General features: G+C 72.2%; 17 protein-coding genes and 1 riboswitch. Of the genes, 5 read left to right on the top strand and 12 right to left on the bottom strand.

Annotated features, from left to right (window positions below; translation table 11 throughout):
• Positions 1 to 13: 13 nt before the first annotated feature.
• Positions 14 to 1,366, bottom strand: a complete 1,353-nt coding sequence (locus ACIQZN_RS20825; RefSeq protein WP_403995795.1) for a peptidase C39 family protein — start codon at positions 1,364 to 1,366, stop codon at positions 14 to 16.
• Between the two features lie 192 nt (positions 1,367 to 1,558).
• Between ACIQZN_RS20825 and ACIQZN_RS20830 the strand changes: the two genes are divergently transcribed.
• Both ACIQZN_RS20830 and ACIQZN_RS20835 read left to right on the top strand, forming a co-directional pair.
• Positions 1,559 to 2,143, top strand: coding sequence for a uridine kinase (locus ACIQZN_RS20830; protein ID WP_403995798.1), 585 nt, complete (start codon positions 1,559 to 1,561; stop codon positions 2,141 to 2,143).
• A gap of 404 nt (positions 2,144 to 2,547) precedes the next feature.
• Positions 2,548 to 4,437: an AAA family ATPase gene (locus ACIQZN_RS20835; protein WP_403995801.1), complete on the top strand. Its 1,890-nt coding sequence runs from the start codon at positions 2,548 to 2,550 to the stop codon at positions 4,435 to 4,437.
• Positions 4,438 to 4,487: 50 nt separating this feature from the next.
• Here ACIQZN_RS20835 and ACIQZN_RS20840 read toward each other — a convergent pair whose 3' ends face one another.
• From ACIQZN_RS20840 to ribD, 10 genes are all read right to left on the bottom strand, one after another.
• A complete protein-coding gene (locus tag ACIQZN_RS20840) occupies positions 4,488 to 5,585 on the bottom strand; it encodes a hemolysin family protein (protein WP_403995804.1) in 1,098 nt (365 codons plus the stop codon).
• Positions 5,582 to 6,943 (bottom strand): hemolysin family protein, encoded by a 1,362-nt coding sequence (locus ACIQZN_RS20845; protein WP_403995807.1) that lies wholly within the window; start codon positions 6,941 to 6,943, stop codon positions 5,582 to 5,584. Before ACIQZN_RS20845 ends, ACIQZN_RS20840 begins: the two co-directional genes overlap by 4 nt.
• A 186-nt stretch (positions 6,944 to 7,129) precedes the next feature.
• Complete coding sequence (locus tag ACIQZN_RS20850) at positions 7,130 to 7,594, bottom strand: PH domain-containing protein (protein WP_403995810.1); 465 nt, start codon at positions 7,592 to 7,594, stop codon at positions 7,130 to 7,132.
• A gap of 24 nt (positions 7,595 to 7,618) precedes the next feature.
• Complete coding sequence (gene hisG, locus ACIQZN_RS20855; protein ID WP_403995813.1) at positions 7,619 to 8,467, bottom strand: ATP phosphoribosyltransferase; 849 nt, start codon at positions 8,465 to 8,467, stop codon at positions 7,619 to 7,621.
• 63 nt (positions 8,468 to 8,530) lie between these two features.
• The gene (locus ACIQZN_RS20860; protein ID WP_018103937.1) at positions 8,531 to 8,803 is read right to left on the bottom strand and encodes a phosphoribosyl-ATP diphosphatase; all 273 of its coding nucleotides are present in this window, start codon (positions 8,801 to 8,803) and stop codon (positions 8,531 to 8,533) included.
• Between the two features lie 34 nt (positions 8,804 to 8,837).
• Positions 8,838 to 9,323 (bottom strand): 6,7-dimethyl-8-ribityllumazine synthase, encoded by a 486-nt coding sequence (gene ribH / locus ACIQZN_RS20865; RefSeq protein ID WP_018103936.1) that lies wholly within the window; start codon positions 9,321 to 9,323, stop codon positions 8,838 to 8,840.
• A gap of 29 nt (positions 9,324 to 9,352) precedes the next feature.
• Positions 9,353 to 10,651: a bifunctional 3,4-dihydroxy-2-butanone-4-phosphate synthase/GTP cyclohydrolase II gene (locus tag ACIQZN_RS20870; protein ID WP_403995818.1), complete on the bottom strand. Its 1,299-nt coding sequence runs from the start codon at positions 10,649 to 10,651 to the stop codon at positions 9,353 to 9,355.
• Positions 10,648 to 11,292, bottom strand: a complete 645-nt coding sequence (locus ACIQZN_RS20875) for a nicotinamide mononucleotide transporter family protein (RefSeq protein WP_161212273.1) — start codon at positions 11,290 to 11,292, stop codon at positions 10,648 to 10,650. Before ACIQZN_RS20875 ends, ACIQZN_RS20870 begins: the two co-directional genes overlap by 4 nt.
• Positions 11,289 to 11,906 carry a riboflavin synthase gene (locus ACIQZN_RS20880; RefSeq protein ID WP_403995822.1) on the bottom strand — a complete coding sequence of 206 codons (618 nt, stop codon included), beginning with the start codon at positions 11,904 to 11,906 and terminating at the stop codon, positions 11,289 to 11,291. Before ACIQZN_RS20880 ends, ACIQZN_RS20875 begins: the two co-directional genes overlap by 4 nt.
• Positions 11,907 to 13,007 (bottom strand): bifunctional diaminohydroxyphosphoribosylaminopyrimidine deaminase/5-amino-6-(5-phosphoribosylamino)uracil reductase RibD, encoded by a 1,101-nt coding sequence (ribD, locus tag ACIQZN_RS20885; RefSeq protein WP_403995825.1) that lies wholly within the window; start codon positions 13,005 to 13,007, stop codon positions 11,907 to 11,909.
• A 155-nt stretch (positions 13,008 to 13,162) separates the two neighbouring features.
• A riboswitch (FMN riboswitch) is annotated at positions 13,163 to 13,293 on the bottom strand.
• A 287-nt stretch (positions 13,294 to 13,580) separates the two neighbouring features.
• Between ribD and ACIQZN_RS20890 the strand changes: the two genes are divergently transcribed.
• Positions 13,581 to 15,926, top strand: a complete 2,346-nt coding sequence (locus tag ACIQZN_RS20890; protein WP_403995828.1) for a chitinase C-terminal domain-containing protein — start codon at positions 13,581 to 13,583, stop codon at positions 15,924 to 15,926.
• A 139-nt stretch (positions 15,927 to 16,065) separates the two neighbouring features.
• Here the strand turns inward: ACIQZN_RS20890 and ACIQZN_RS20895 are convergent, their stop codons facing one another.
• Entirely contained in the window at positions 16,066 to 17,241 is a 1,176-nt protein-coding gene (locus tag ACIQZN_RS20895) for an ROK family transcriptional regulator (RefSeq protein ID WP_403995831.1), read from the bottom strand.
• Positions 17,242 to 17,363: 122 nt separating this feature from the next.
• Between ACIQZN_RS20895 and ACIQZN_RS20900 the strand changes: the two genes are divergently transcribed.
• Together ACIQZN_RS20900 and ACIQZN_RS20905 are read left to right on the top strand one after the other, a co-directional pair.
• Positions 17,364 to 18,590 carry an MFS transporter gene (locus ACIQZN_RS20900; RefSeq protein WP_403995834.1) on the top strand — a complete coding sequence of 409 codons (1,227 nt, stop codon included), beginning with the start codon at positions 17,364 to 17,366 and terminating at the stop codon, positions 18,588 to 18,590.
• Positions 18,591 to 18,743: 153 nt separating this feature from the next.
• Complete coding sequence (locus ACIQZN_RS20905; protein WP_403995837.1) at positions 18,744 to 20,135, top strand: uracil-xanthine permease family protein; 1,392 nt, start codon at positions 18,744 to 18,746, stop codon at positions 20,133 to 20,135.
• The last annotated feature ends 12 nt before the right edge of the window (positions 20,136 to 20,147 follow it).

The raw sequence follows: 20,147 nt of genomic DNA on the forward strand, positions 1-20,147 counted from the left end.
CGAAGCGCCGGGCTCAGATCAGCCCGAACGACCGCAGCGCCCACCGCTGCGCCGGCGTCGGCTGCGCGGGCCAGTAGACGTAACAGACCCCGCCGGTCCCGCTCTTGACGTTGCCGCTCGCGTCGTACCGCTTCGTCCGCAGCCAGATCGTCTCCCACTCGTGGCGCTTGTAGACGTGGCGGACCGCGTCGTCGTTCGGGGACGCGGGGTCGTTGGCGATGACGTCGCCCTCGGCGGTGAAGCCGATCACCGTCATCAGGTGGCCCGACGTGCCGTAGCCCGCCCCGGTCAGCTCCTCCTTCAGGAAGGACTGCGAGGTGATGACGGGGATGCCCGCGCGGACCAGGGTCTCCACGTCCTTCAGGGAGCCGAGGCGGGTCACGGCGGAGCTCATGTCGGGGTACGTCGCCGCGTAGGCCGCGTTGAACGGCCAGTTGCCGCAGCCCTCGTACTGGTTGTCGTACGTGAAGCGGGCGGCGTGGCACACCGAGGGGTCCTGTATGCCGGGCTCCACCCAGGACAGGTCCTCGGCGGAGGGCTTGCGGCCCCAGTACTCGATGATCATCTGCGACGAGGTGGGGCTGCACCACGCCTCGCCGCCGTTGTCGTACTCCGGGTACTGGCCGACGTGGACGTTCTGCGAGTAGCGCGGCACCGGCAGCTCGCGGACCAGGCCCGGCGTGCTCGCGGGCACCGTGAAGCGGTCCGGGATGTCCGAGGCCATCGCGCCCACCCGCCACACCGTGGGGGTGAGGCGGCTGCCCGGGGTGCGGTACAGGGTCAGCCGGAGGCGGTAGGACAGCAGCCGCAGGCCGCTCGCCGCGTCGTCCACCGAGAAGGTGTCGGTCCAGATGGAGCTCTTGCCGTCGCTCTGGTCGTCCACCGAGGTGCGGCGGATGTCCGCGTCACCGGCGGCCCAGCGCCCCATCACGAACCACGGGGTCTCGGTGCCGTCCGAGTAGCGGCCCGACAGCTCGATCTGGATCCAGGTGCCGGCCGGGGTCTCCGCGTTCCAGGAGGCGATGACCTCGGTCGCGGGGACCCGGGAGCGGTGGACGGGTGAGGTCCAGGTCGCGTACTCCCAGGCGGCGGTGGTGCCGGTGTGCGGGTCGGTGTAGTCCGTACGGCCCAGCGGGTGGGCGATGACCAGACCGGCGCGGCGGCCGGCGACCGCGCGGGTCCCGGCGTTCCGACCGAAGCGCCAGTCGGTGTACGTGGTCCAGGCGTGGTTGTCCACAAAGGGCGGCGCGGGCCGGGCGCGGCGCGGGGCGGCGGACGCGGAGGCGGCGGACGACAGCGCTCCGGCTCCGGCGGCCGCGGCGACGGCGGCGGCAAGCACGGTTCGGCGTGAGGTGGGACTGGGCATGGGCGAGACCCCCGGTCGTCGTCTGCGGATTGGGGCTGCGGTGCACGACAGTGCGCCAACTATCGCGGTTCGCGTCCCGGTTCGGCCAGCGATTCGACCCGTGCCGATCAACCAATATTGGTCTCTACCACTGGCGTGACCTGCGGCTGGGCCGAACGGCCTACCGCCCGCCCCGGCTCGTACGCTGGACGCATGAACGCTCTCGCGCTCCACGCCGCGCGACTCTCCGCCCTCCCGCCGTCCTGCGGGCCCGTGCGGCTGGTCGCCGTCGACGGCCACGCGGGATCGGGCAAGAGCACCTTCGCCGGCCGGCTCGCGGAAGCGCTGGGTGGGGCACCCGTGCTGCACCTGGACGATCTGGCCACGCACGAGGAGCTGTTCGCCTGGACGGACCGGCTGCGCGAGCAGGTGACGGGGCCGCTGTCGCGCGGCGAGCCCGCGCGCTACGCGCCGTACGACTGGGCGGCACGGACCTTCGGGCCGGTCAGGACCCTGGAGCCGGCGCCCGTCGTCCTGATCGAGGGCGTCGGGGCCGGCCGGCGGGCTCTGCGGCCGCTGCTGGCACGGCTGTTGTGGATGGACCTGCCCGCCGAGGAGTCCTGGGCGCGCGGCCGGCGGCGCGACGGTCCCGCGCTGCGCGCCTTCTGGGACGGCTGGACGGCGGCCGAGACCGCGCACTTCGCGGCCGACCGCTCGCGCCCCTGGGCGGACGTTCTGGTACGGCAGTTGCCCGTGGGGTACGAGTGGCTGGAGGGACCCGTGCGGCAGCGGCGCTGAACCGTTCCGTCACCCGGTGTGACCGGCTCGCGCCGCCCTATCGTGCCGCCGGAAAACGGCTCGGAAGCACCTCAACTCCGCTTGACCCGGGGGCGGTACAGGTCTTACGTTCTCAATGTGCGGCTTTTCGGAGCCCCCACAGACGCGAAGCCCCCGGTTGTTCCCCCGTGACCGGGGGCTTCGTCCTGTGCTCCGGGCGCCTGCCGGGCGCCCCGTTTCTCACCCTGGGTCACGACTCCTCTTCGGCCTGCGGCACCCTTCGTCGGATACGCACCGCACAGGTACGATGCCTCTCGGTGCGGTCAATTCCCGTCCACGGCACAGCGATTCGGCGCGCCTACGGCAGGCCCTGGGCGCGCTTTCGGGCGGCGGGACATCCTGGGGGCACGTTCGTGGGGGACCTGATGGACTTCGGTACGCAGGGCGCGCAGGCCCCGGCCGACCTCGCCTGGCTGCGGGGCGTGGACGCCTACACGATGGGCGCGTATCCGCAGGCCGAGGAGGAGTTCCGGGCGGCTGTGGGCCAGGACCCCGGTATGGCGGACGCCTGGCTGGGCCTGCACGCGCTGCGCGTCGACACGGCTTCGGCGCTGCTGCACATGCACCGCCACCGCGACCGCTTCGGCGAACAGCGCACCCGCTACCGGCGCACGCTCAACTCCTGGTACTGGCTCGGCTGGTGGGTGCAGCCGGTCCTGGAGAGCCCGCGCGATCTGCTCCTCGCGCACGCCTCGCACTGGCTGGACGGCCGCCATGTCGCCGAGCTCGACCGGGCGCTGGCCGCCCTGCCGCCGGTGGAGACCGACCCGCAGGTCCGCTTCCTGCACGCCTGCCGCTCCTACCTGGTCAAGGACTGGGAGCAGCTCGTGCGCCACACCGAGCAGTTGATCGACGACCCCCTGCTGGGCATCGAGGCGGGGCTGTTCGGCGGGATGGCCCGGGTGCGCCTTGAGATGTACGGGCAGGCGGAGCCGATGCTCGCGACGGCCCTGATGCGGTGCCGCAGCGAGCAGCCGCAGCGCAAGGAGCTCCGCTATTGGCTGGCCCGCGCCCACGAGGGCACCGGCCGCAGCGCCGCCGCCCTCCCCCTCTACCGCGCCGTGCACCGCATCGACCCGGCCTTCATGGACACCTCCGCGCGCCTCGCGGCCATCGCGGACTACGACGGACTCGACGGCACCGAGGACGTGCCCGGGCTGGCCTCCGTATCCCTGTCCGGCGTGGAGGCGGACGCGTTCTACGCGGAGGGCGCCCCTGCGCCGGGCGCCGACCAGGCGGACGGGCGGGAGCTGCCGCCCGGCGGTGAACCGCAGGACGTGCCCGGCGCCGGGGGCGTCCCGCTGCCCGGCGGGGTGCGGGCGAAGTCCCCGGCGCCGCAGCCGTTCCCGGCCGGGCCGAGCGACCCGGCGCTGCTGGCCGAGGCGCTGGCCGAGCTGGAGCGGATGGTCGGTCTGGAACCGGTGAAGCGCCAGGTCAAGGCCCTGTCGGCGCAGCTGAACATGGCGCGCCTTCGGGCGGGCCAGGGGCTGCCCGTACAGCCGCCGAAGCGGCACTTCGTGTTCTCCGGGCCGTCCGGGACCGGCAAGACGACGGTGGCCCGCATCCTGGGCCGGGTCTTCTACGCGCTGGGCCTGCTAGGCGGCGACCACCTGGTGGAGGCGCAGCGGTCGGACCTGGTCGGTGAGTTCCTGGGCCAGACCGCCGTGAAGGCGAACGAGCTGATCGATTCGGCGCTGGGCGGGGTGCTGTTCGTGGACGAGGCGTACAGCCTGTCCAACACGGGGTACAGCAAGGGCGACGCGTACGGCGACGAGGCGCTTCAGGTGCTGCTCAAGCGGGCCGAGGACAACCGGGACCACCTGGTCGTCATCCTGGCCGGCTATCCGGAGGGCATGGACCGGCTGCTGTCCACCAACCCCGGGCTCTCCTCGCGCTTCACCACCCGGGTGGACTTCCCCAGCTACCGGCCTCTCGAACTCACCGCGATCGGTGAGGTGCTGGCCGCCGAGAACGGCGATGCGTGGGACGAGGAGTCGCTGGAGGAGCTGCGCTCGATCAGCGGCCATGTGGTGGACCAGGGCTGGCTGGACGAGCTGGGCAACGGCCGCTTCCTGCGGACGCTGTACGAGAAGAGCTGCGCCTACCGTGATCTGCGGCTCTCCGGCTGTACGACGATGCCCACCCGGGACGACCTGGCAACGCTGCGGCTGCCGGACCTGATGCAGGCGTACGGCGAGGTCCTGTCGGGGCGCGGACCGGTGGGCCGGGGGCAGCAGGAGCCGCCGGCGCTGTGAGCCGTACGGCCGGCCACCGGAGGTTCCGGTGGCCGGTGTACGCACACGGCTCATCCCACCAGGGCCGTCGCCCCGTCCGGGTCCGTCGTCCGCTCCTCCGTGCGGCGCGGCTCCGCCACCCGGTGCGCGGGGTCGCGGACCTCGCCGACCAGCGTCTCCAGGACGTCCTCCATCGCGACCAGGCCGAGCACCCGGCCGGAGGCGTCCGCGACCTGGGCGAGGTGCGTGGCGGCGCGGCGCATCACGGTGAGGGCGTCGTCCAGTGGGAGTTCGGCCCGTACGGTGGCCATCGGGCGCCACAGCTGCTGCGGCACCGCGCGCTCCCGGTCCTCCAGGTCGAGGACGTCCTTGACGTGCAGGTAGCCCATGAAGGGGCCGCCGCCCTCGGCGCAGACCGGGAAGCGTGAGAAGCCCGTGCGGACCGTCAGCTCCTCGATGCGGCGCGGGGTGACCGAGGGGTCCACGGTCACCAGGGACGCCCGGCGCAGCAGCACGTCGGTGACGGGGCGGCTGCCCAGCTCCAAGGCGTCCTCCAGGCGTTCCTGCGCCTCGGGCTCGATGAGGCCGGCCTGCCCGGAGTCCTCCACGAGGCGGTTGAGCTGCTCGCTGGTGAAGACGGCCTCCACCTCGTCCTTCGGTTCGACGCCGAAGAGGCGGAGCACCAGCCGGGCGCAGGCGCCGAGCGCCGCGGTGACCGGGCGGCAGAGCCGGGCGAAGCCGACGAGGCCGGGGCTCAGCCAGAGCGCGGTCTTCTCGGGCGCGGCCATCGCCAGGTTCTTCGGGACCATCTCGCCGATGACGAGGTGGAGGAAGACGACGAGGACGAGCGCGAGGACGTAACCGAGCGGGTGGATCAGCCCCTCGGGCAGGTGCACGGCGGCGAAGACCGGTTCCAGGAGGTGGGCGACGGTGGGTTCGGCGACGGCGCCCAGGGTCAGGGAGCAGACGGTGATGCCGAACTGGGCCGCCGCCATCATCTGCGGCAGGTTCTCCAGGCCGTACAGCACCTGGCGGGCGCGGCCGGAACCGGCCGCGGCGAGGGGGTCGATCTGGCTGCGGCGCACGGAGACGAGGGAGAACTCGGCGCCGACGAAGAAGCCGTTCGCGAGGACCAGGAGTCCGGCGAAGACCAGCTGGACGAGGCTCATCGCGCCGCCTCCAGGACCGCGGGCTCGGAGGTGTCCGCGCCGGCCTGCTCGGCCACGCGCACGAAGCGGACCTTCTCGGCCCGGTAGTGGCCGACCTGGCGGACCGCGATCCGCCAGCCGGGGAGTTCGGCCCGGTCGCCGGGCGCGGGGATGCGGCCCAGCAGATCGGCGACGAGCCCGGCGACCGTCTCGTACGGGCCGTCGGGCACGTCGAGTCCTATGCGGCGCAGGGTGAGGACCCGGCAGCTGCCCTCGGCGTCCCAGGCGGGGTTGCCGTCCTCGGGCGGGGCGGGGGCCAGCTCGGGGCGGTCGGCGCCCTCCGCGTCGTGCTCGTCGCGGACCTCGCCGACCAGCTCCTCGATGATGTCCTCCAGGGTGACGACCCCGGCGGTGCCGCCGTACTCGTCGACCACGACGGCGATCGGCTGCTCCTTGCGGAGCCGCTGGAGCAGCTGTTCGACGGGCAGCGTCTCGGGCACCAGGAGCGGCGGCACGGCGATCCGGCCGGCCGTGGTGCGCAGCCGGTCGGGGGCCGGGACGGCCAGGGCGTCCTTGAGGTGGATCATGCCGACGACCTCGTCGATGCGTTCCCGGTAGACCGGGAAGCGGGACAGGCCGGTGGCGCGGGTGAGGTTGAGGACGTCCTCCGCGGTGGCTGAGGTCTGCAGGGCGCTGACCTTCACGCGCGGGGTCATGACGTGCTGGGCGGTGAGCCCGGCGAGCGACAGGGTCCGTACGAAGAGGTCGGCGGTGTCCTGTTCGAGGGTGCCCGCCTCGGCGGAGTGCCGGGCGAGGGAGACCAGCTCCCCCGGGGTGCGGGCGGAGGCCAGCTCCTCGGTGGGCTCGACGCCGAGGAGGCGTACGAGCCGGTTGGCCGCGGTGTTCAGGGCGCCGATCACCGGCCGGAAGAGGCGGGTGAAGCGGGCCTGCGGTCCGGCGACGAACCGGGCGACGGTGAGCGGGCGGGAGACCGCCCAGTTCTTCGGGACGAGTTCGCCGATGACCATCTGGACGGCCGCCGCGAGCAGCATGCCGGTCACCACGCTGACGGTGGGGACGGCGCCGTCGGGCAGCCCGGTCAGGGCGATGGGGCCGTCCAGCAGCTGGGCGAGGGCCGGTTCGGCGAGCATGCCGACCACCAGGGAGGTGATGGTGATGCCGAGCTGGGTGCCGGAGAGCTGGAAGGAGAGCTCGCGCAGGGCGTCGGTGACGGTGCGGGCCCGCCGGTCGCCTTCGGCGGCGGCGCGCTCGGCGTCCGCGCGTTCCACGGTGACGAGACCGAATTCGGCCGCCACGAAGAAGCCGTTGGCGAGGATGAGAAGGAATGCCGCGCTGAGCAGCAACAGGGGGGTTGTCATGCCGCCGCCTCCACGGAGGGGGCGGCGCAGGTACTACCGGACGATCCGTCCATTGCTGGAGGGAGTCACTCCTCGGGTCGCAGGAAAATCCCCGCCGGCCGCGTGGGCCTTCGGGCGGGGCGGGGCGCGCACGGGGCGCCACCGCCCTCCAGAGTAATCAACGGGAGGCCGTACGGGGCAGGGGGCTCAGCGCTTGTCCGTGCCCGTGCCGTGGTTCTCGGCGAGGGCGCGCAGGGCCCGGGCGTCCTGGATGGCGCGCTGTTTGGCGATGCCGGGCTGGATGCCGAGGGCGGGCATGCTGGTGCCGTCGCTGAGGTCGAGGAAGACCCACGGGTCGCCGGCCCGCAGATTGACGCGGACGATCTCGGCCCAGGAGAGCCGGCGGCTGCGCGTGAGGTTGACCACCGTGACGCCCTCCTCGTCCGCGACGACCTTGGGGCGGCTGAGCAGCGCCAGGACGCCGAAGAAGAGCAGCGCGGTGAAGACGAAGCTGACCCGCTCTCCCCCGCTGAGCTGTTCGAGGGTGAAGGCGACGACGGTGATGACGGCGAACATCACCGCGCCGACGGTCAGCAGGACCACCCGGGTGCGGGTCGGCCGGAAGGTGACCGGCAGGGCCGGCGGGCCGGGCGGGGGTGTGGGGCCTGACATCGTGCTCTTCTTCCTCTCCCGCCGTCAGAGCCGGCAGGCGTGGATCGCGGTGGTGAGGATGGCGCGGGCGCCGAGGTCGTACAGGTCGTCCATGATCCGCTGCGCCTCGGCGGCGGCGACCATGGAGCGGACGGCGACCCAGCCCTCGTGGTGCAGCGGGGAGATGGTCGGCGACTCCAGGCCCGGGGTGAGGGCGACGGCGCGCTCCAGGTGCTCGACGCGGCAGTCGTAGTCCATCATCACGTAGCTGCGGGCCACCAGGACGCCCTGGAGGCGGCGCAGGAACTGCTGGACCTTGGGCTCGTCGGCGGGGGCGCCGGTGCGCCGGATGACGACGGCCTCGGAGGTCATGATGGGCTCGCCGATGACCTCCAGGCCGGCATTGCGCAGGCTGGTGCCGGTCTCCACGACGTCCGCGATGACCTGGGCGACGCCGAGTTCGATCGCGGTCTCGACGGCGCCGTCGAGGTGGACGACGGAGGCGTCGACACCGGCCTCGGCGAGGTGCTGGGCGACGATGCCCTCGTAGGAGGTGGCGATCGTCAGGCCGTCGAAGCCCTCGGGGCCCGCGACGGTCCCGGGCTTGGTGGCGTAGCGGAAGGTGGAGCGGGCGAAGCCGAGCTGGAGGATCTCCTCGGCCTCGGCACCGGAGTCCAGCAGCAGGTCGCGGCCGGTGATGCCGATGTCGAGGCGGCCCGAGCTGACGTAGATCGCGATGTCGCGGGGGCGCAGGTAGAAGAACTCGACCTCGTTGGCGGGGTCCACCAGGACGAGTTCCTTCGACTCCTTGCGCTGCTTGTAGCCCGCCTCATGGAGCATCGCCATCGCAGGCCCGGAGATAGCACCCTTGTTGGGGACGGCGATGCGCAGCATGAGGTCGGGTTTCCTTTGCGAAAGGGGTGGCGGGATGACGTACGGGAGGGTGCGGGGCCTGGCTCAGAGGTGGGCGTAGACGTCGTCGAGGGAGATCCCGCGCGCGACCATCATCACCTGGACGTGGTAGAGCAGCTGCGAGATCTCCTCGGCGGCGGCGTCCTTGCTCTCGTGCTCGGCGGCCATCCAGACTTCGGCGGCCTCCTCGACGACCTTCTTGCCGATGGCATGGACCCCCTTCTCCACCAGTTCGGCGGTGCGGGAGGTGGAGGGGTCGCCGTTGGCGGCCTTGAGCTGCAGCTCGGCGAAGAGCTCTTCGAAGGTTTTGTTCGCCATGATGTGCTCAGAATACGGGGTGCCGCGCCCGCACTCAGCGCCAGGGTTCGCTGACCGAGCGCAGTGTGGCGGCGGTGGCGACCGCGGCGGTGACCGCTTCGTGCCCCTTGTCCTCGTTGGACCCCTCGATGCCGGCGCGGTCGAGCGCCTGCTCCTCGTTGTCGCACGTGAGTACGCCGAAGCCGACCGGGACGCCGGTGTCGACGGCGACCTGGGTCAGGCCGTTGGTGACGCCGTGGGACACGTATTCGAAGTGCGGGGTGCCGCCGCGGATGATCACCCCGAGGGCGACGATCGCGTCGTACCCGCGCCCGGCCAGCACCTTCGCGACGACGGGGAGCTCGAAGCTGCCCGGGACCCGGAGCAGGGTCGGCTCGTCGATGCCCAGCTCGTGCAGGGCGCGCAGGGCGCCGTCGACGAGCCCGTCCATGACCTTCTCGTGCCACTGCGCGGCGACGACCGCCACACGGAGGTCACCGCAGTTGCGTACGGACAGTTCGGGTGCGCCCTTGCCGCTCATGTCTCTCCTGGGTTCTCTGTACGGGTGTGCTACTGGTTGCCGCAGGCGGACGCGGGGACCGCGTCGAGCCAGGGCAGATCGTGTCCCATGCGGTCGCGCTTGGTGCGCAGGTACCGCAGGTTGTGCTCGCCGGCCTGGACGGGCATCGGCTCGCGCCCGGTGACGGTCAGGCCGTGCCGGGTGAGCGCGGCGGTCTTGTCCGGGTTGTTCGTCATCAGGCGCAGGCTGCGCACGCCGAGGTCCGCGAGGATCTGGGCGCCCGCCCCGTAGTCCCGGGCGTCGGCGGGCAGGCCGAGCTCCAGATTGGCGTCGAGCGTGTCGACGCCGCGCTCCTGGAGCTCGTACGCGCGGAGCTTGGAGAGCAGGCCGATGCCCCGGCCCTCGTGGCCGCGGAGATAGACGACGACGCCGCGCCCCTCGTCCGTGATCCGCTCCATGGAGGCGTGCAGCTGGGGGCCGCAGTCGCAGCGCTCGGAGGCGAAGATGTCGCCGGTCAGGCACTCGGAGTGGACCCGGACGAGGAGGTCCTCGCCGTCCCCGATCTCGCCGTGGACCAGCGCGACGTGTTCGACGCCGTCCACGGTGGAGCGGTAGCCGTACGCGGTGAACGCGCCGAAGCGGGTGGGGAGCCGGACCTCGGCCTCGCGGCGGACGGTCGGCTCGTTGCTGCGGCGGTACGCGATCAGGTCCTCGATGGAGATGATCGTGAGGCCGTGCTTGCGGGCGAACGGCACCAGCTGGGGCAGCCGCAGCATGACGCCGTCCTCGCCGGCGATCTCCACGATGGCCCCGGCGGGCCGGAGCCCGGCGAGCCGGGCCAGGTCGACGGCGGCCTCGGTGTGGCCGTTGCGCACGAGGACCCCGCCGGAGCGGGCGCGCAGCGGGAAGACGTGGCCGGGGCGGACGAAGTCGCCGGGGCCGGCCGTGCCGTCGGCGAGTAGGCGGAGCGTGGTGGCGCGGTCGGCGGCGGAGATGCCGGTGGAGACGCCGTGGGCGGCCGTGGCGTCGACGGAGACGGTGAAGGCGGTCTTCATCGACTCGGTGTTGTGGTCCACCATCTGGGGCAGTTCGAGCCGTTCCAGCTCGTCGCTCTCCATGGGCGCGCAGATCAGTCCGCGGCACTCGCTCATCATGAAGGCGACGATCTCGGGCGTGGCCTTCTCGGCGGCGATGACGAGGTCGCCCTCGTTCTCGCGGTCCTCGTCGTCCACGACCACGACGGGCCGGCCGGCCGCGATGTCGCGGATCGCCTGCTCGACGGGGTCCAGGGCCAGGTCCTCGACGGGCGCTTCGTGTTCCCGGTGCAACCAGGTGGGCTGGGCAGTCATGCCGTGGCTCCTTCCAGAGCGGGTGTCCGCGTACGCAGCCACCAGTCGCGCATGCCCCACAGGACGAGGGCGCCGTAGACGACGTAGATGAGGCCGGAGAAGGCGAGCCCGCTGTGGAAGTTCAGCGGGACGCCGACGAGGTCGACCAGGAGCCAGGCGAACCAGAACTCGACCATGCCGCGCGCCTGGGCGAGCATCGCGACCAGCGTGCCCGCGAAGATGTAGGCGTCCGCCCACGGGCTCCAGGAGAGCGAGGGGAAGGCGGTGAACAGGCCGCCGACCGCGAGGGTGCCGAGGGCCGCCCCGCCGACCAGGTAGCCGCGTTCGCGCCAGGTTGCGAAGCGGACCGCTAGGGAGCCGTCCTGCGCCTGCTGCCGGCCCCGGGTCCACTGCTGCCAGCCCCAGACGGCGACCGCGATGACGATGACCTGCTTGCCGACGCTGCCCGCCTGCTGGACGGAGACGTTGGCGGCGACCAGCACGACGCCGGACAGGAGCTGGGCGGGCCAGGTCCAGATGGAGCGCAGCCAGCCGAGCGCGAGGGCGATCAGGCCGACGGTGTTGCCGATCATGTCGGACCAGATGATGTGCTGGTCGAGGACGGTGAACGCCTCGGAGTTCAGCCAGTGCAGGGCGCTCACTTCGCGTCCTCCCCGGTCTCCGGCGCGCCGTTGCCGAGCAGCCGCTCGACGTACTTCGCGATGACGTCCACTTCGAGGTTGACCGGGTCGCCGGGCCCCTTGAGGCCGAGGGTGGTCAGCGCCAGGGTGGTGGGGATGAGGCTGATGGTGAAGTAGTCCGGTCCGGCGTCCACCACGGTCAGGCTGACGCCGTCGACGGTGATCGAGCCCTTCTCCACCACGTACCGGGTGAGGGCGGCCGGGAGCGAGATCTTGACGATCTCCCAGTTCTCGGAGGGCCGGCGCTCCAGGATGTGTCCGGTGCCGTCGACGTGGCCCTGGACGATGTGGCCGCCGAGCCGTCCGCCGAGCGCCATCGGGCGTTCGAGGTTGACGCGGGAGCCGGTCGTCAGGGCGCCGAGGCTGGAGCGGTTCAGCGTCTCGGCCATCACGTCGGCGGTGAACTCGTGCTCGCCGAGGTCCACGACGGTCAGGCAGACGCCGTTCACGGCGATCGAGTCGCCGTGCTTGGCGCCCTCGGTGACGACGGGTCCGCGCAGGCGGAAGCGGGAGGCGTCGTCCAGTTGCTCGACGGCGGTGACCTCGCCCAGTTCTTCGACGATTCCGGTGAACATTCAGTTCTCCTTCCGGGCGGGGCCGGGGACGGCGGTGACGCGCAGATCGGGGCCGATGCGGACGGTCTCCGTCACGTCGAGGCGCAACGCCTCGGTGATCGTGGAGATTCCGGCGTCGGCGAGGGCGGCGGGGCCCGCGCCGATGAGGACGGGGGCGAGATAGCCGACGACCTTGTCGACGAGTCCCGCAGCGACGAAGGCGCCGGCCAGGACCGGGCCGCCTTCGAGGAGTACGGAGCGCACACCGCGCTCGTGGAGGGCGGTGAGCAGGGCGGCCGGGTCCAGTCCGGGCCCGCCGGCCGCGCGGGGCAGGCGCAGGACCACCTCGTCGGGCAGGTGGCCGGTGTCCGCGTCCTCGGCGACCGCGACCAGGGTGGGCGCGGTGGCGTCGAGGACCCGGGCGCCGGGGCGTACGGCGGTGGCGCGGGTGTCCATGACGACGCGCAGGGGCTGGGAGGCGCCGTCGATGCCGCGCACCCCGAGCTGGGGGTCGTCGGCGCGGGCGGTGCCGGAGCCGACGAGGACCGCGTCGGCCTCGGCGCGCAGCCGGTGCACGTCGGCGCGGGACTCGGCGGAGCTGATCCAGCGGCTGGTGCCGTCGGCGGCGGCGACCCGGCCGTCCAGGCTCGCCGCGTACTTCCAGGTGAGGTGCGGGCGGCCGAGGCGGACGGAGGTGAGCCAGGCGGCGTTGCCCGCCTCGGCCTCGTCGGCGAGGAGGCCCGCCTCGGCCCGGACGCCGGCGGCGCGGAGCGTGTCGGCGCCGCCGGTGGCCTGCGGGTTCGGGTCGCCGACCGCGTACACGACACGGGCGATCCCGGCCTCGATGAGCGCCTGGGCGCAGGGGCCGGTGCGGCCGGTGTGGTTACAGGGTTCGAGGGTGACGTAGGCGGTCCCGCCCCGGGCCCGGTCGCCGGCCGCGCGCAGGGCGTGGATCTCGGCGTGCGGGCCGCCGGCGCGCTGGTGGAAGCCCTCGCCCGCGATCTCGCCGGCGGTGTCGAGGACGACGCATCCGACGACCGGGTTGGGGCTGGTGGAGCCGAGGCCGCGGGCGGCGAGCGCGATGGCTCGGCGCATGGCGGTGGTGTCGGCTGCGGTGTCCACCGGGTCCTCCTGCCTCTTCGGGCACGGACTCCGGGGCCTGTCGATGACGACAGAAGAAGCGGAACGCACGACAGGGACGCCTGAAGCCGGAAAACACGGAGGTGTCCGGTGATCCGGAACCTCCGCCGACGGCGGCGTACCCGCGAAACGGCCCGCCGCGCACTGCCTCCCATCCGGACTTTAACCGTCGGTCCAGGAATTTCACCTGGTCAACCGGCCGCTGGATGCGGACGGGTCGCGGACTGTAACCGCCGGTTCGGAATTGCACCGACCCCGGAGTGCGCTGCTGCTGGTACACGATCAGTGTGCCACGACCCGGCGGGGGCCAACCGGGTGAACGCTGTGGAGTGGCTCACAGACAGCACGTGACAAGGGCTCTTTCGGACATCCGCACAGGAATGAACCACGCCGGAGCGCAATTGGTCCAGACCTATTGACGCACTGGTCTAGTCCTCTTAATCTCTGCGTCACCTCCGAGGAGCGGTTCCGCGGTGTGCGCACACCCGGGACCAGGCACGGCCCACCCCCCTTTGTTCAGTTGTGTTCTGCCGACCTCCCCAGGAGGAACCGAACGTGCTGTCCCCCACCCGTGCGAGAGCCTCGCTCCTCGCCGCCGGCGCAGGCATCGCCGCGCTGCTGATCGGCTCGCTCGCCGCGACCCCCTCGCAAGCCGCCGACCAGGAGTCCTGTCGCCCCGACGGGCTCTACGAGACGCCGGGCGTCTCCGTCCCCTACTGCTCCGTGTACGACTCCGAGGGCCGCGAGAAGATGGGCGCCGACCACCCCCGGCGCGTCATCGGCTACTTCACCAACTGGCGGACCGGCAAGGACGGCAAGCCCGCCTATCTGGCCTCCGACATCCCCTGGGACAAGGTCACCCACCTCAACTACGCCTTCGCCCACGTCGACGGGGCCAACAAGCTCTCCGTGGGCGCGGATGGGCCGGAAAACGCCTCCACCGGCATGACCTGGCCGGGCGTCAAGGGCGCCGAGATGGACCCGGACCTCCCCTACAAGGGCCATTTCAACCTGCTGAACAAGTTCAAGAAGCAGTACCCGAACGTGAAGACGATGGTCTCCGTGGGCGGCTGGGCCGAGACCGGCGGCTACTTCGGCGACGACGGCGAGCGGGTCGGCTCGGGCGGCTTCTACGCGATGGCCACCAACGCCGACGGCTCGGTCAACCAGGCCGGGATCAACACCTTCGCGGACTCGGCGGTCGACTTCGTCCGGAAGTACGGCTTCAACGGCGTCGACATCGACTACGAGTACCCGACGACCATGAAGGACGCGGGCAACCCGCTGGACTGGACGCTGTCCAACGCCCGCCGCGCCGGTCTGGTCAAGGGCTACGCCGCGCTGATGAAGACCCTGCGCGAGAAGCTGGACCGGGCCTCCGCCGCCGACGGCCACCACTACCTGCTCAGCGTCGCCGCCCCCTCGTCGGGCTACCTGCTGCGCGGGATGGAGACGTTCCAGGTCCAGAAGTACCTGGACTACGTCAACATCATGTCGTACGACCTGCACGGCGCCTGGAACGAGTACGTCGGCCCCAACGCCGCGCTCTTCGACGACGGCAAGGACGCGGAACTCGCCCAGGCGAGCGTCTACTCCACCTCGCAGTACGGCGGCACCGGCTACCTCAACACGGACTGGGCCTACCACTACTTCCGCGGTTCGATGCCGTCCGGCCGTATCAACATCGGCCTGCCGTACTACACCCGCGGCTTCAAGAACGTGCAGGGCGGCACCAACGGCCTGTGGGGCAAGGCAGCTTCGACCGACTGCCCGGCCGGCGCGGGGCTGACCAAGTGCGGTGACGGCGCCGTCGGCATCGACAACCTCTGGCACGACCTGGACACCAACGGCAAGGAGTCGCCGGCCGGGTCCAACCCGATGTGGCACGCCAAGAACCTGGAGAAGGGCATCGTCGGCGACTACGTCACGGACTACGGATTCCCCGCGGACACGAAGCTGACCGGCACCTACGTCCGCAACTACGACTCGACGCTGGTCGCGCCGTGGCTGTGGAACGCCCAGAAGAAGGTCTTCCTGTCCACCGAGGACGAGCAGTCCGTGCAGGCCAAGGCGGACTACGTGGCCGACAAGGGCATCGGCGGCACGATGATCTGGGAGCTGGCCGGCGACTACGGCTGGAACGCGGCCAAGGGCCAGTACGAGCCCGGCTCGACGCTCACCTCGACGATGTACGACACCTTCAAGAAGGCGGCGCCGTACGGGGCGAAGCGCTCCACGATCGACCTGCCGACCCAGGCGCTGGACATCGACGTCTCCTTCGGCCAGTTCCCGCTGGGCGACTCCAACTACCCGATCAGCCCCAAGCTGACGATCACCAACCACACGAAGGCGACGCTGCCGGGCGGTACGGAGTTCCAGTTCGACTACTCCACCTCGGCACCGGCCAACGCCAAGGACCAGTCGGGCTTCGGCACGACGATCGTGCGCAGTGACCACACCGCCGCGAACAACATCGGCGGGCTGAAGGGCGACTACAACCGCGTCTCGCTGAAGCTGCCGTCCTGGCAGAGCCTGGCGCCCGGCGCCTCGGTCCAGGTCGACTTCGTGTACTACCTGCCGACGTCCACGCCGTCCAACTGGACGGTGACCTTCGGCGGCAAGTCGTACGCCCTGGCGGCGGACCTGGCCCGGGGCACGACGGTGGTCGAGCCGGGCACCGGCTCGACGCCGACGCCCGACCCGTCCGGCTCCACCGGCCCGAGCCCCGACCCGTCGGGCGGCACGTGCGCGGCGGCGGCGTGGAGCGCGAGCGCGGAGTACGGCGCCGGTACGACGGTGCGCCAGGACGGCCACCAGTGGAAGGCGAAGTGGTGGACGAAGGGCGAGAAGCCCGGCTCCACCGGCGAATGGGGCGTCTGGCAGGACCTGGGCACCTGCTGAGCCCCTGCCTTCCAAGCCCGTCCGGCGTTTGAGGACGAAACCGGTTCGCCCCGGACCACCCAAGCCCGTCCGGCGTTTGAGGACGAAACCGGTTCGCCGGTCCGGGGCGACTCGCGGGGGCCCCGGGCCGGGACCGGGATCAAGCGCCCGGCGCGAAAATCGCCTCCTGCGCCGCGTCGCGCGCCGCGAGCAGCGCCCCCCGACGCACCGCCGTACCGCCCAGCAGCCCCGCCCGCACCCCCGTGCGCAGCGGGGACATCGCGGCCAGCCGCCCCGAGACCCGGGCGGCCAACGCGTCGCCCCCCGCGTGGCCCACCTCGCCGGAGAGCAGGACGAGCCCGGGGTCGAGGACCGAGGCCACCGCGGCGGCGCCCAGCGCGATCCGGTCGGCCAGGGCGGCGAGGAAGCCCTCGCTGTCGCCCTCCCCCGCGAGCGCCGCCCGGACGGCCGCCGCCGCACCGGGCTCCTGGCCCTTCTCCGAAACGGCGATCCCGAACCGCGCGGCCAGTTCGCAGAGCGGTGCCGAGCCGGCCAGTGAGTGGAAGCCCCCCTCGCAGTTGACGGCCGAGGGCGTGCCCGCCGTGCCCGGGACCGGCAGGAAGCCGATCTCGCCCGCACCGCCCGAGGCCCCCCGGCGCAGCTTCCCGTCGAGCATGACCGCCGCCCCCACCCCGTGGCCGAGCCAGAGCAGGACGAACGTGTCGTGGTCGCGGGCCGCGCCGACCCGGTGCTCGGCGACGGCGGCGAGGTTCGTCTCGTTCTCGACCAGCACCGTCGCCGGCAGCCGCTCCTGGAGCGCCCGGACGAGGCTGCGGTGCCAGGAGGGCAGTCCGCTGCTGTCCCGCAGCTCCCCCGTCACCGGGTCGATCAGCCCGGGCGCGCCGATGCAGACGCTGTGCAGGGGTGCGCTCCCCGCGTTGCGGACGGTGGCCGCGAGCAGGGCGACGGCCCGCTCCACCGCGTCGTCCCCCTCCGTCTCGCCGACCGGCAGCGTCGCCTCGGCCAGCGTGGCGCCCAGCAGATCGGCGATGACGACGGCGACGCTGTCGGTGCGCACGTCGAGCCCGGCCAGCAGCGCGCGGTCCGCGACGATGCCGTAGAGCCGGGCGTTGGGGCCCCTGCGGTCGGCCCCGGTCTCGCCGACGACATGGATCAGACCCGCGCCCTGGAGGCGTTCCACGAGGTCCGCGACGGTGGGCCGGGAGAGCCCGGTCAGGGTCTTCAACTGCGTGGCCGTCAGGGGGCCGTCCTGCTGGAGGAGCCGCAGGGCGAGCCGGTCGTTGATGGCCCGGGCGGTGCTCGGTGATGCGGGCATGCCGGAATCCTTCCAGATCACCGCCGGACCGGAGTCGTACAGACGGTCTATTTATCAGGCAGGGTTCCTGATAGTTTATCGCCCGCATCGTGGAAGAGGACTTCAGGGGAGGGCACGGCGGTATGACAACCACATCCACGGCTACGGTCTTCGGCACCAAGGAGGTGCGGCGGGCCAGGTATGCCATCGCGGCGGTCTTCACCGTGCACGGGTCGGTGACCGGCAGCTTCGCCACCCGGGTCCCCTGGATCCAGGACCACGCGGGCGTGAGCGCGGGCCAGCTGGGCCTGGCGCTGGCCTTCCCCGCGATCGGCGCCTCGGTGGCGATGCCGCTGGCCGGCGCGGTGAGCCACCGCTTCGGCGCGCGGACCGCCCTGCGCGGCCTGCTGGCCCTGTGGACGCTGGCGCTGGTCCTGCCCGCCCTGGCACCCAATCTGCTCACCCTGTGCGCGGCGCTGTTCGTGTACGGCGCCTCGTCCGGCATGTCCGACGTGGCGATGAACGCGCTCGGCGTCGAGGTGGAGAACCGCCTCGACAAGTCGATCATGTCCGGGCTGCACGGCATGTGGAGCGTGGGCGCCCTGCTGGGCTCGGCGGCGGGCACGGTGGCCGCCCAAGCGGGCACGGACGCCCGGCTGCACCACGTGATAGCCGCCGCGGTGCTGACCCTGCTCGGGCTGACCGCCTGCCAGTGGGTGTTCGACCTGCGCAGCGAGCCGGACGAGGAGCCGCCGCCGCGTTTCGCGCTGCCGCCCAAGTCGGCCCTGATCATCGGTGCGGTGGGCTTCTGCGCGGTCTTCGCCGAGGGGGCCAGCCTCGACTGGTCGGCGGTCTACCTCCGCGACACGCTGGACAGCTCGGCCGGTCTCGCGGCGGTGGCCACCACCGCGTTCGCGCTGACGATGGCGGTCGCCCGGATCGCCGGGGACCGGATCGTGGACCGCTTCGGCGCGGTGCGCACGGTACGGGCCGGAGGCGTCCTGGCGACGCTCGGCGGGGTCCTCGTGGTCACCGCCCCGCACGTGGCGCTCGCGATGTGCGGGTTCGGGCTGATGGGGCTCGGCATCGCCGTGGTGGTCCCGCTCGCCTTCGCGGCGGCCGGGCGCAGCGGGCCCAAGCCGGCCCAGGCCATCGCGGGCGTCGCGACGATCACGTACACCTCCGGGCTCATCGCCCCGTCGGCGATCGGTTCGCTGGCCGAGGCGACCTCGCTCGTCGTGTCGTTCGGCCTGGTGACGGTGCTGGCGTTCGGCCTGGTCCTGGGGGCCGGGGTGCTGCGCGCCGGTGACCGCAAGCCGGTGGCCGGGGGCGCGGTGCCGAACGCGGCGGCGGCCGAGCCCCGCGCCTGACCCTCCCCGGGCCTCGCGGAACCGGCGAACCGGAACGGGTGGGTCCGGCCGAGGGGTGCGGGCCGGGCGGCACTACCATGGCGCTGATCTTTTCCGCGATGAGCGCCGTGGCCGGCCGGCCCGGGCTCACGCACCTACACACAGGGAGCAACCATGGGCCTCGGCGTGCGCTGGACCTTGCACGGCGACGGGAAGACGCCCGCACCGGGAGCGGTGGTCCGCCCCGACGAGCGGCTCTCCTGGCCCCGCACCTTCGGACTCGGCGCCCAGCACGTGGTCGCCATGTTCGGCGCGTCGTTCGTGTCGCCGGTCCTGATGGGGCTCGACCCGAACCTGGCCATCATGATGTCGGGTGTCGCGACGGCCATCTTCCTGCTGGCCACGCGCGGCCAGGTACCGAGCTATCTGGGCTGTTCGCTCTCGTTCGTCGGGGTCGCCGCGACCATCCGGGCGAGCGGCGGCGACAGCGCGGTGGTGACCGGCGCGGTCTTCGTGGTCGGCGTGGTGCTGTTCCTGGCCGGTCTCGCGGTGCAGCGGTTCGGGGCGCGGATCATCCACGCGGCGATGCCGCCCGTGGTGACCGGCGCGGTGGTCATGCTCATCGGGTTCAACCTGGCGCCGGTGACCGCGTCGACGTACTGGCCGCAGGACCAGTGGACGGCCCTCCTGGTGATGCTGTTCACCGGTCTGGCCGTGGTGTGCCTGCGCGGCTTCTTCTCGCGGATCGCGATCTTCCTGGGGCTGATCTTCGGTTACGTCCTGTCCTGGCTGCTCGACCTGGTCTTCGGGAAGATCCACTCCCCCGCCGGCGGCGCCGAGTCGGTGGACCACTGGCGGCTGGACCTGTCGGGCGTCGGGAAGGCCGACTGGATCGGGCTGCCCTCGTTCCACGCCCCGAGCTTCCAGTGGTCGGCGATCCTGGTCGCCCTGCCCGTCGTCATCGCCCTGATCGCGGAGAACGCCGGGCATGTGAAGGCGGTCGGCGAGATGACCGGCCGTTCGCTGGACGGCAAGCTCGGCACGGCGATCGCGGCGGACGGCGCCGCCTCGATGCTGTCGACGGCGGTGGGCGGCCCGCCGAACACCACGTACTCCGAGAACATCGGCGTGATGGCCGCGACCCGGGTGTACTCCACCGCCGCCTACTGGGCCGCCGCCTGCTTCGCCCTGCTCTTCGGCCTCTGCCCGAAGTTCGGGGCGATCGTGGCGGCGATCCCGGGCGGAGTGCTCGGCGGCATCACGGTCATCCTGTACGGCATGATCGGCCTGCTCGGCGCCCAGATCTGGCTGAACGCCAAGGTGGACCTGCGCAATCCGCTGAACCTGGTGCCGGCCGCGGCGGGCATCATCATCGGCGTCGGCGGGGTCAGCCTGAAGATCACGGACAACTTCGAGCTGAGCGGGATCGCCCTCGGCACCATCGTCGTGATCACCGGCTACCACGTGCTGCGCGCCTTCGCCCCGGCGCACCTGAAGACCCAGGAGCCGCTGCTCGACTCGGGCACCTCGGCGTACGACAAGGAGCCCCCGGCCACGGACGCGTGACCGGGGTCCCGG

It is taken from the genome of Streptomyces sp. NPDC097595 (assembly GCF_044761525.1).
GTDB lineage: Bacteria > Actinomycetota > Actinomycetes > Streptomycetales > Streptomycetaceae > Streptomyces > Streptomyces drozdowiczii_A.

Excerpts from the sequence above, each read along its gene's own strand:
- ACIQZN_RS20825 (WP_403995795.1), bottom strand. The coding sequence starts at position 1,366 with ATGCCCAGTCCCACCTCACGCCGAACCGTGCTTGCCGCCGCCGTCGCC.
- ACIQZN_RS20830 (WP_403995798.1), top strand. The coding sequence starts at position 1,559 with ATGAACGCTCTCGCGCTCCACGCCGCGCGACTCTCCGCCCTCCCGCCG.
- ACIQZN_RS20835 (WP_403995801.1), top strand. The coding sequence starts at position 2,548 with ATGGACTTCGGTACGCAGGGCGCGCAGGCCCCGGCCGACCTCGCCTGG.
- ACIQZN_RS20840 (WP_403995804.1), bottom strand. The coding sequence starts at position 5,585 with ATGAGCCTCGTCCAGCTGGTCTTCGCCGGACTCCTGGTCCTCGCGAAC.
- ACIQZN_RS20845 (WP_403995807.1), bottom strand. The coding sequence starts at position 6,943 with ATGACAACCCCCCTGTTGCTGCTCAGCGCGGCATTCCTTCTCATCCTC.
- ACIQZN_RS20850 (WP_403995810.1), bottom strand. The coding sequence starts at position 7,594 with ATGTCAGGCCCCACACCCCCGCCCGGCCCGCCGGCCCTGCCGGTCACC.
- hisG (WP_403995813.1), bottom strand. The coding sequence starts at position 8,467 with ATGCTGCGCATCGCCGTCCCCAACAAGGGTGCTATCTCCGGGCCTGCG.
- ACIQZN_RS20860 (WP_018103937.1), bottom strand. The coding sequence starts at position 8,803 with ATGGCGAACAAAACCTTCGAAGAGCTCTTCGCCGAGCTGCAGCTCAAG.
- ribH (WP_018103936.1), bottom strand. The coding sequence starts at position 9,323 with ATGAGCGGCAAGGGCGCACCCGAACTGTCCGTACGCAACTGCGGTGAC.
- ACIQZN_RS20870 (WP_403995818.1), bottom strand. The coding sequence starts at position 10,651 with ATGACTGCCCAGCCCACCTGGTTGCACCGGGAACACGAAGCGCCCGTC.
- ACIQZN_RS20880 (WP_403995822.1), bottom strand. The coding sequence starts at position 11,906 with ATGTTCACCGGAATCGTCGAAGAACTGGGCGAGGTCACCGCCGTCGAG.
- ACIQZN_RS20895 (WP_403995831.1), bottom strand. The coding sequence starts at position 17,241 with ATGCCCGCATCACCGAGCACCGCCCGGGCCATCAACGACCGGCTCGCC.
- ACIQZN_RS20900 (WP_403995834.1), top strand. The coding sequence starts at position 17,364 with ATGACAACCACATCCACGGCTACGGTCTTCGGCACCAAGGAGGTGCGG.
- ACIQZN_RS20905 (WP_403995837.1), top strand. The coding sequence starts at position 18,744 with ATGGGCCTCGGCGTGCGCTGGACCTTGCACGGCGACGGGAAGACGCCC.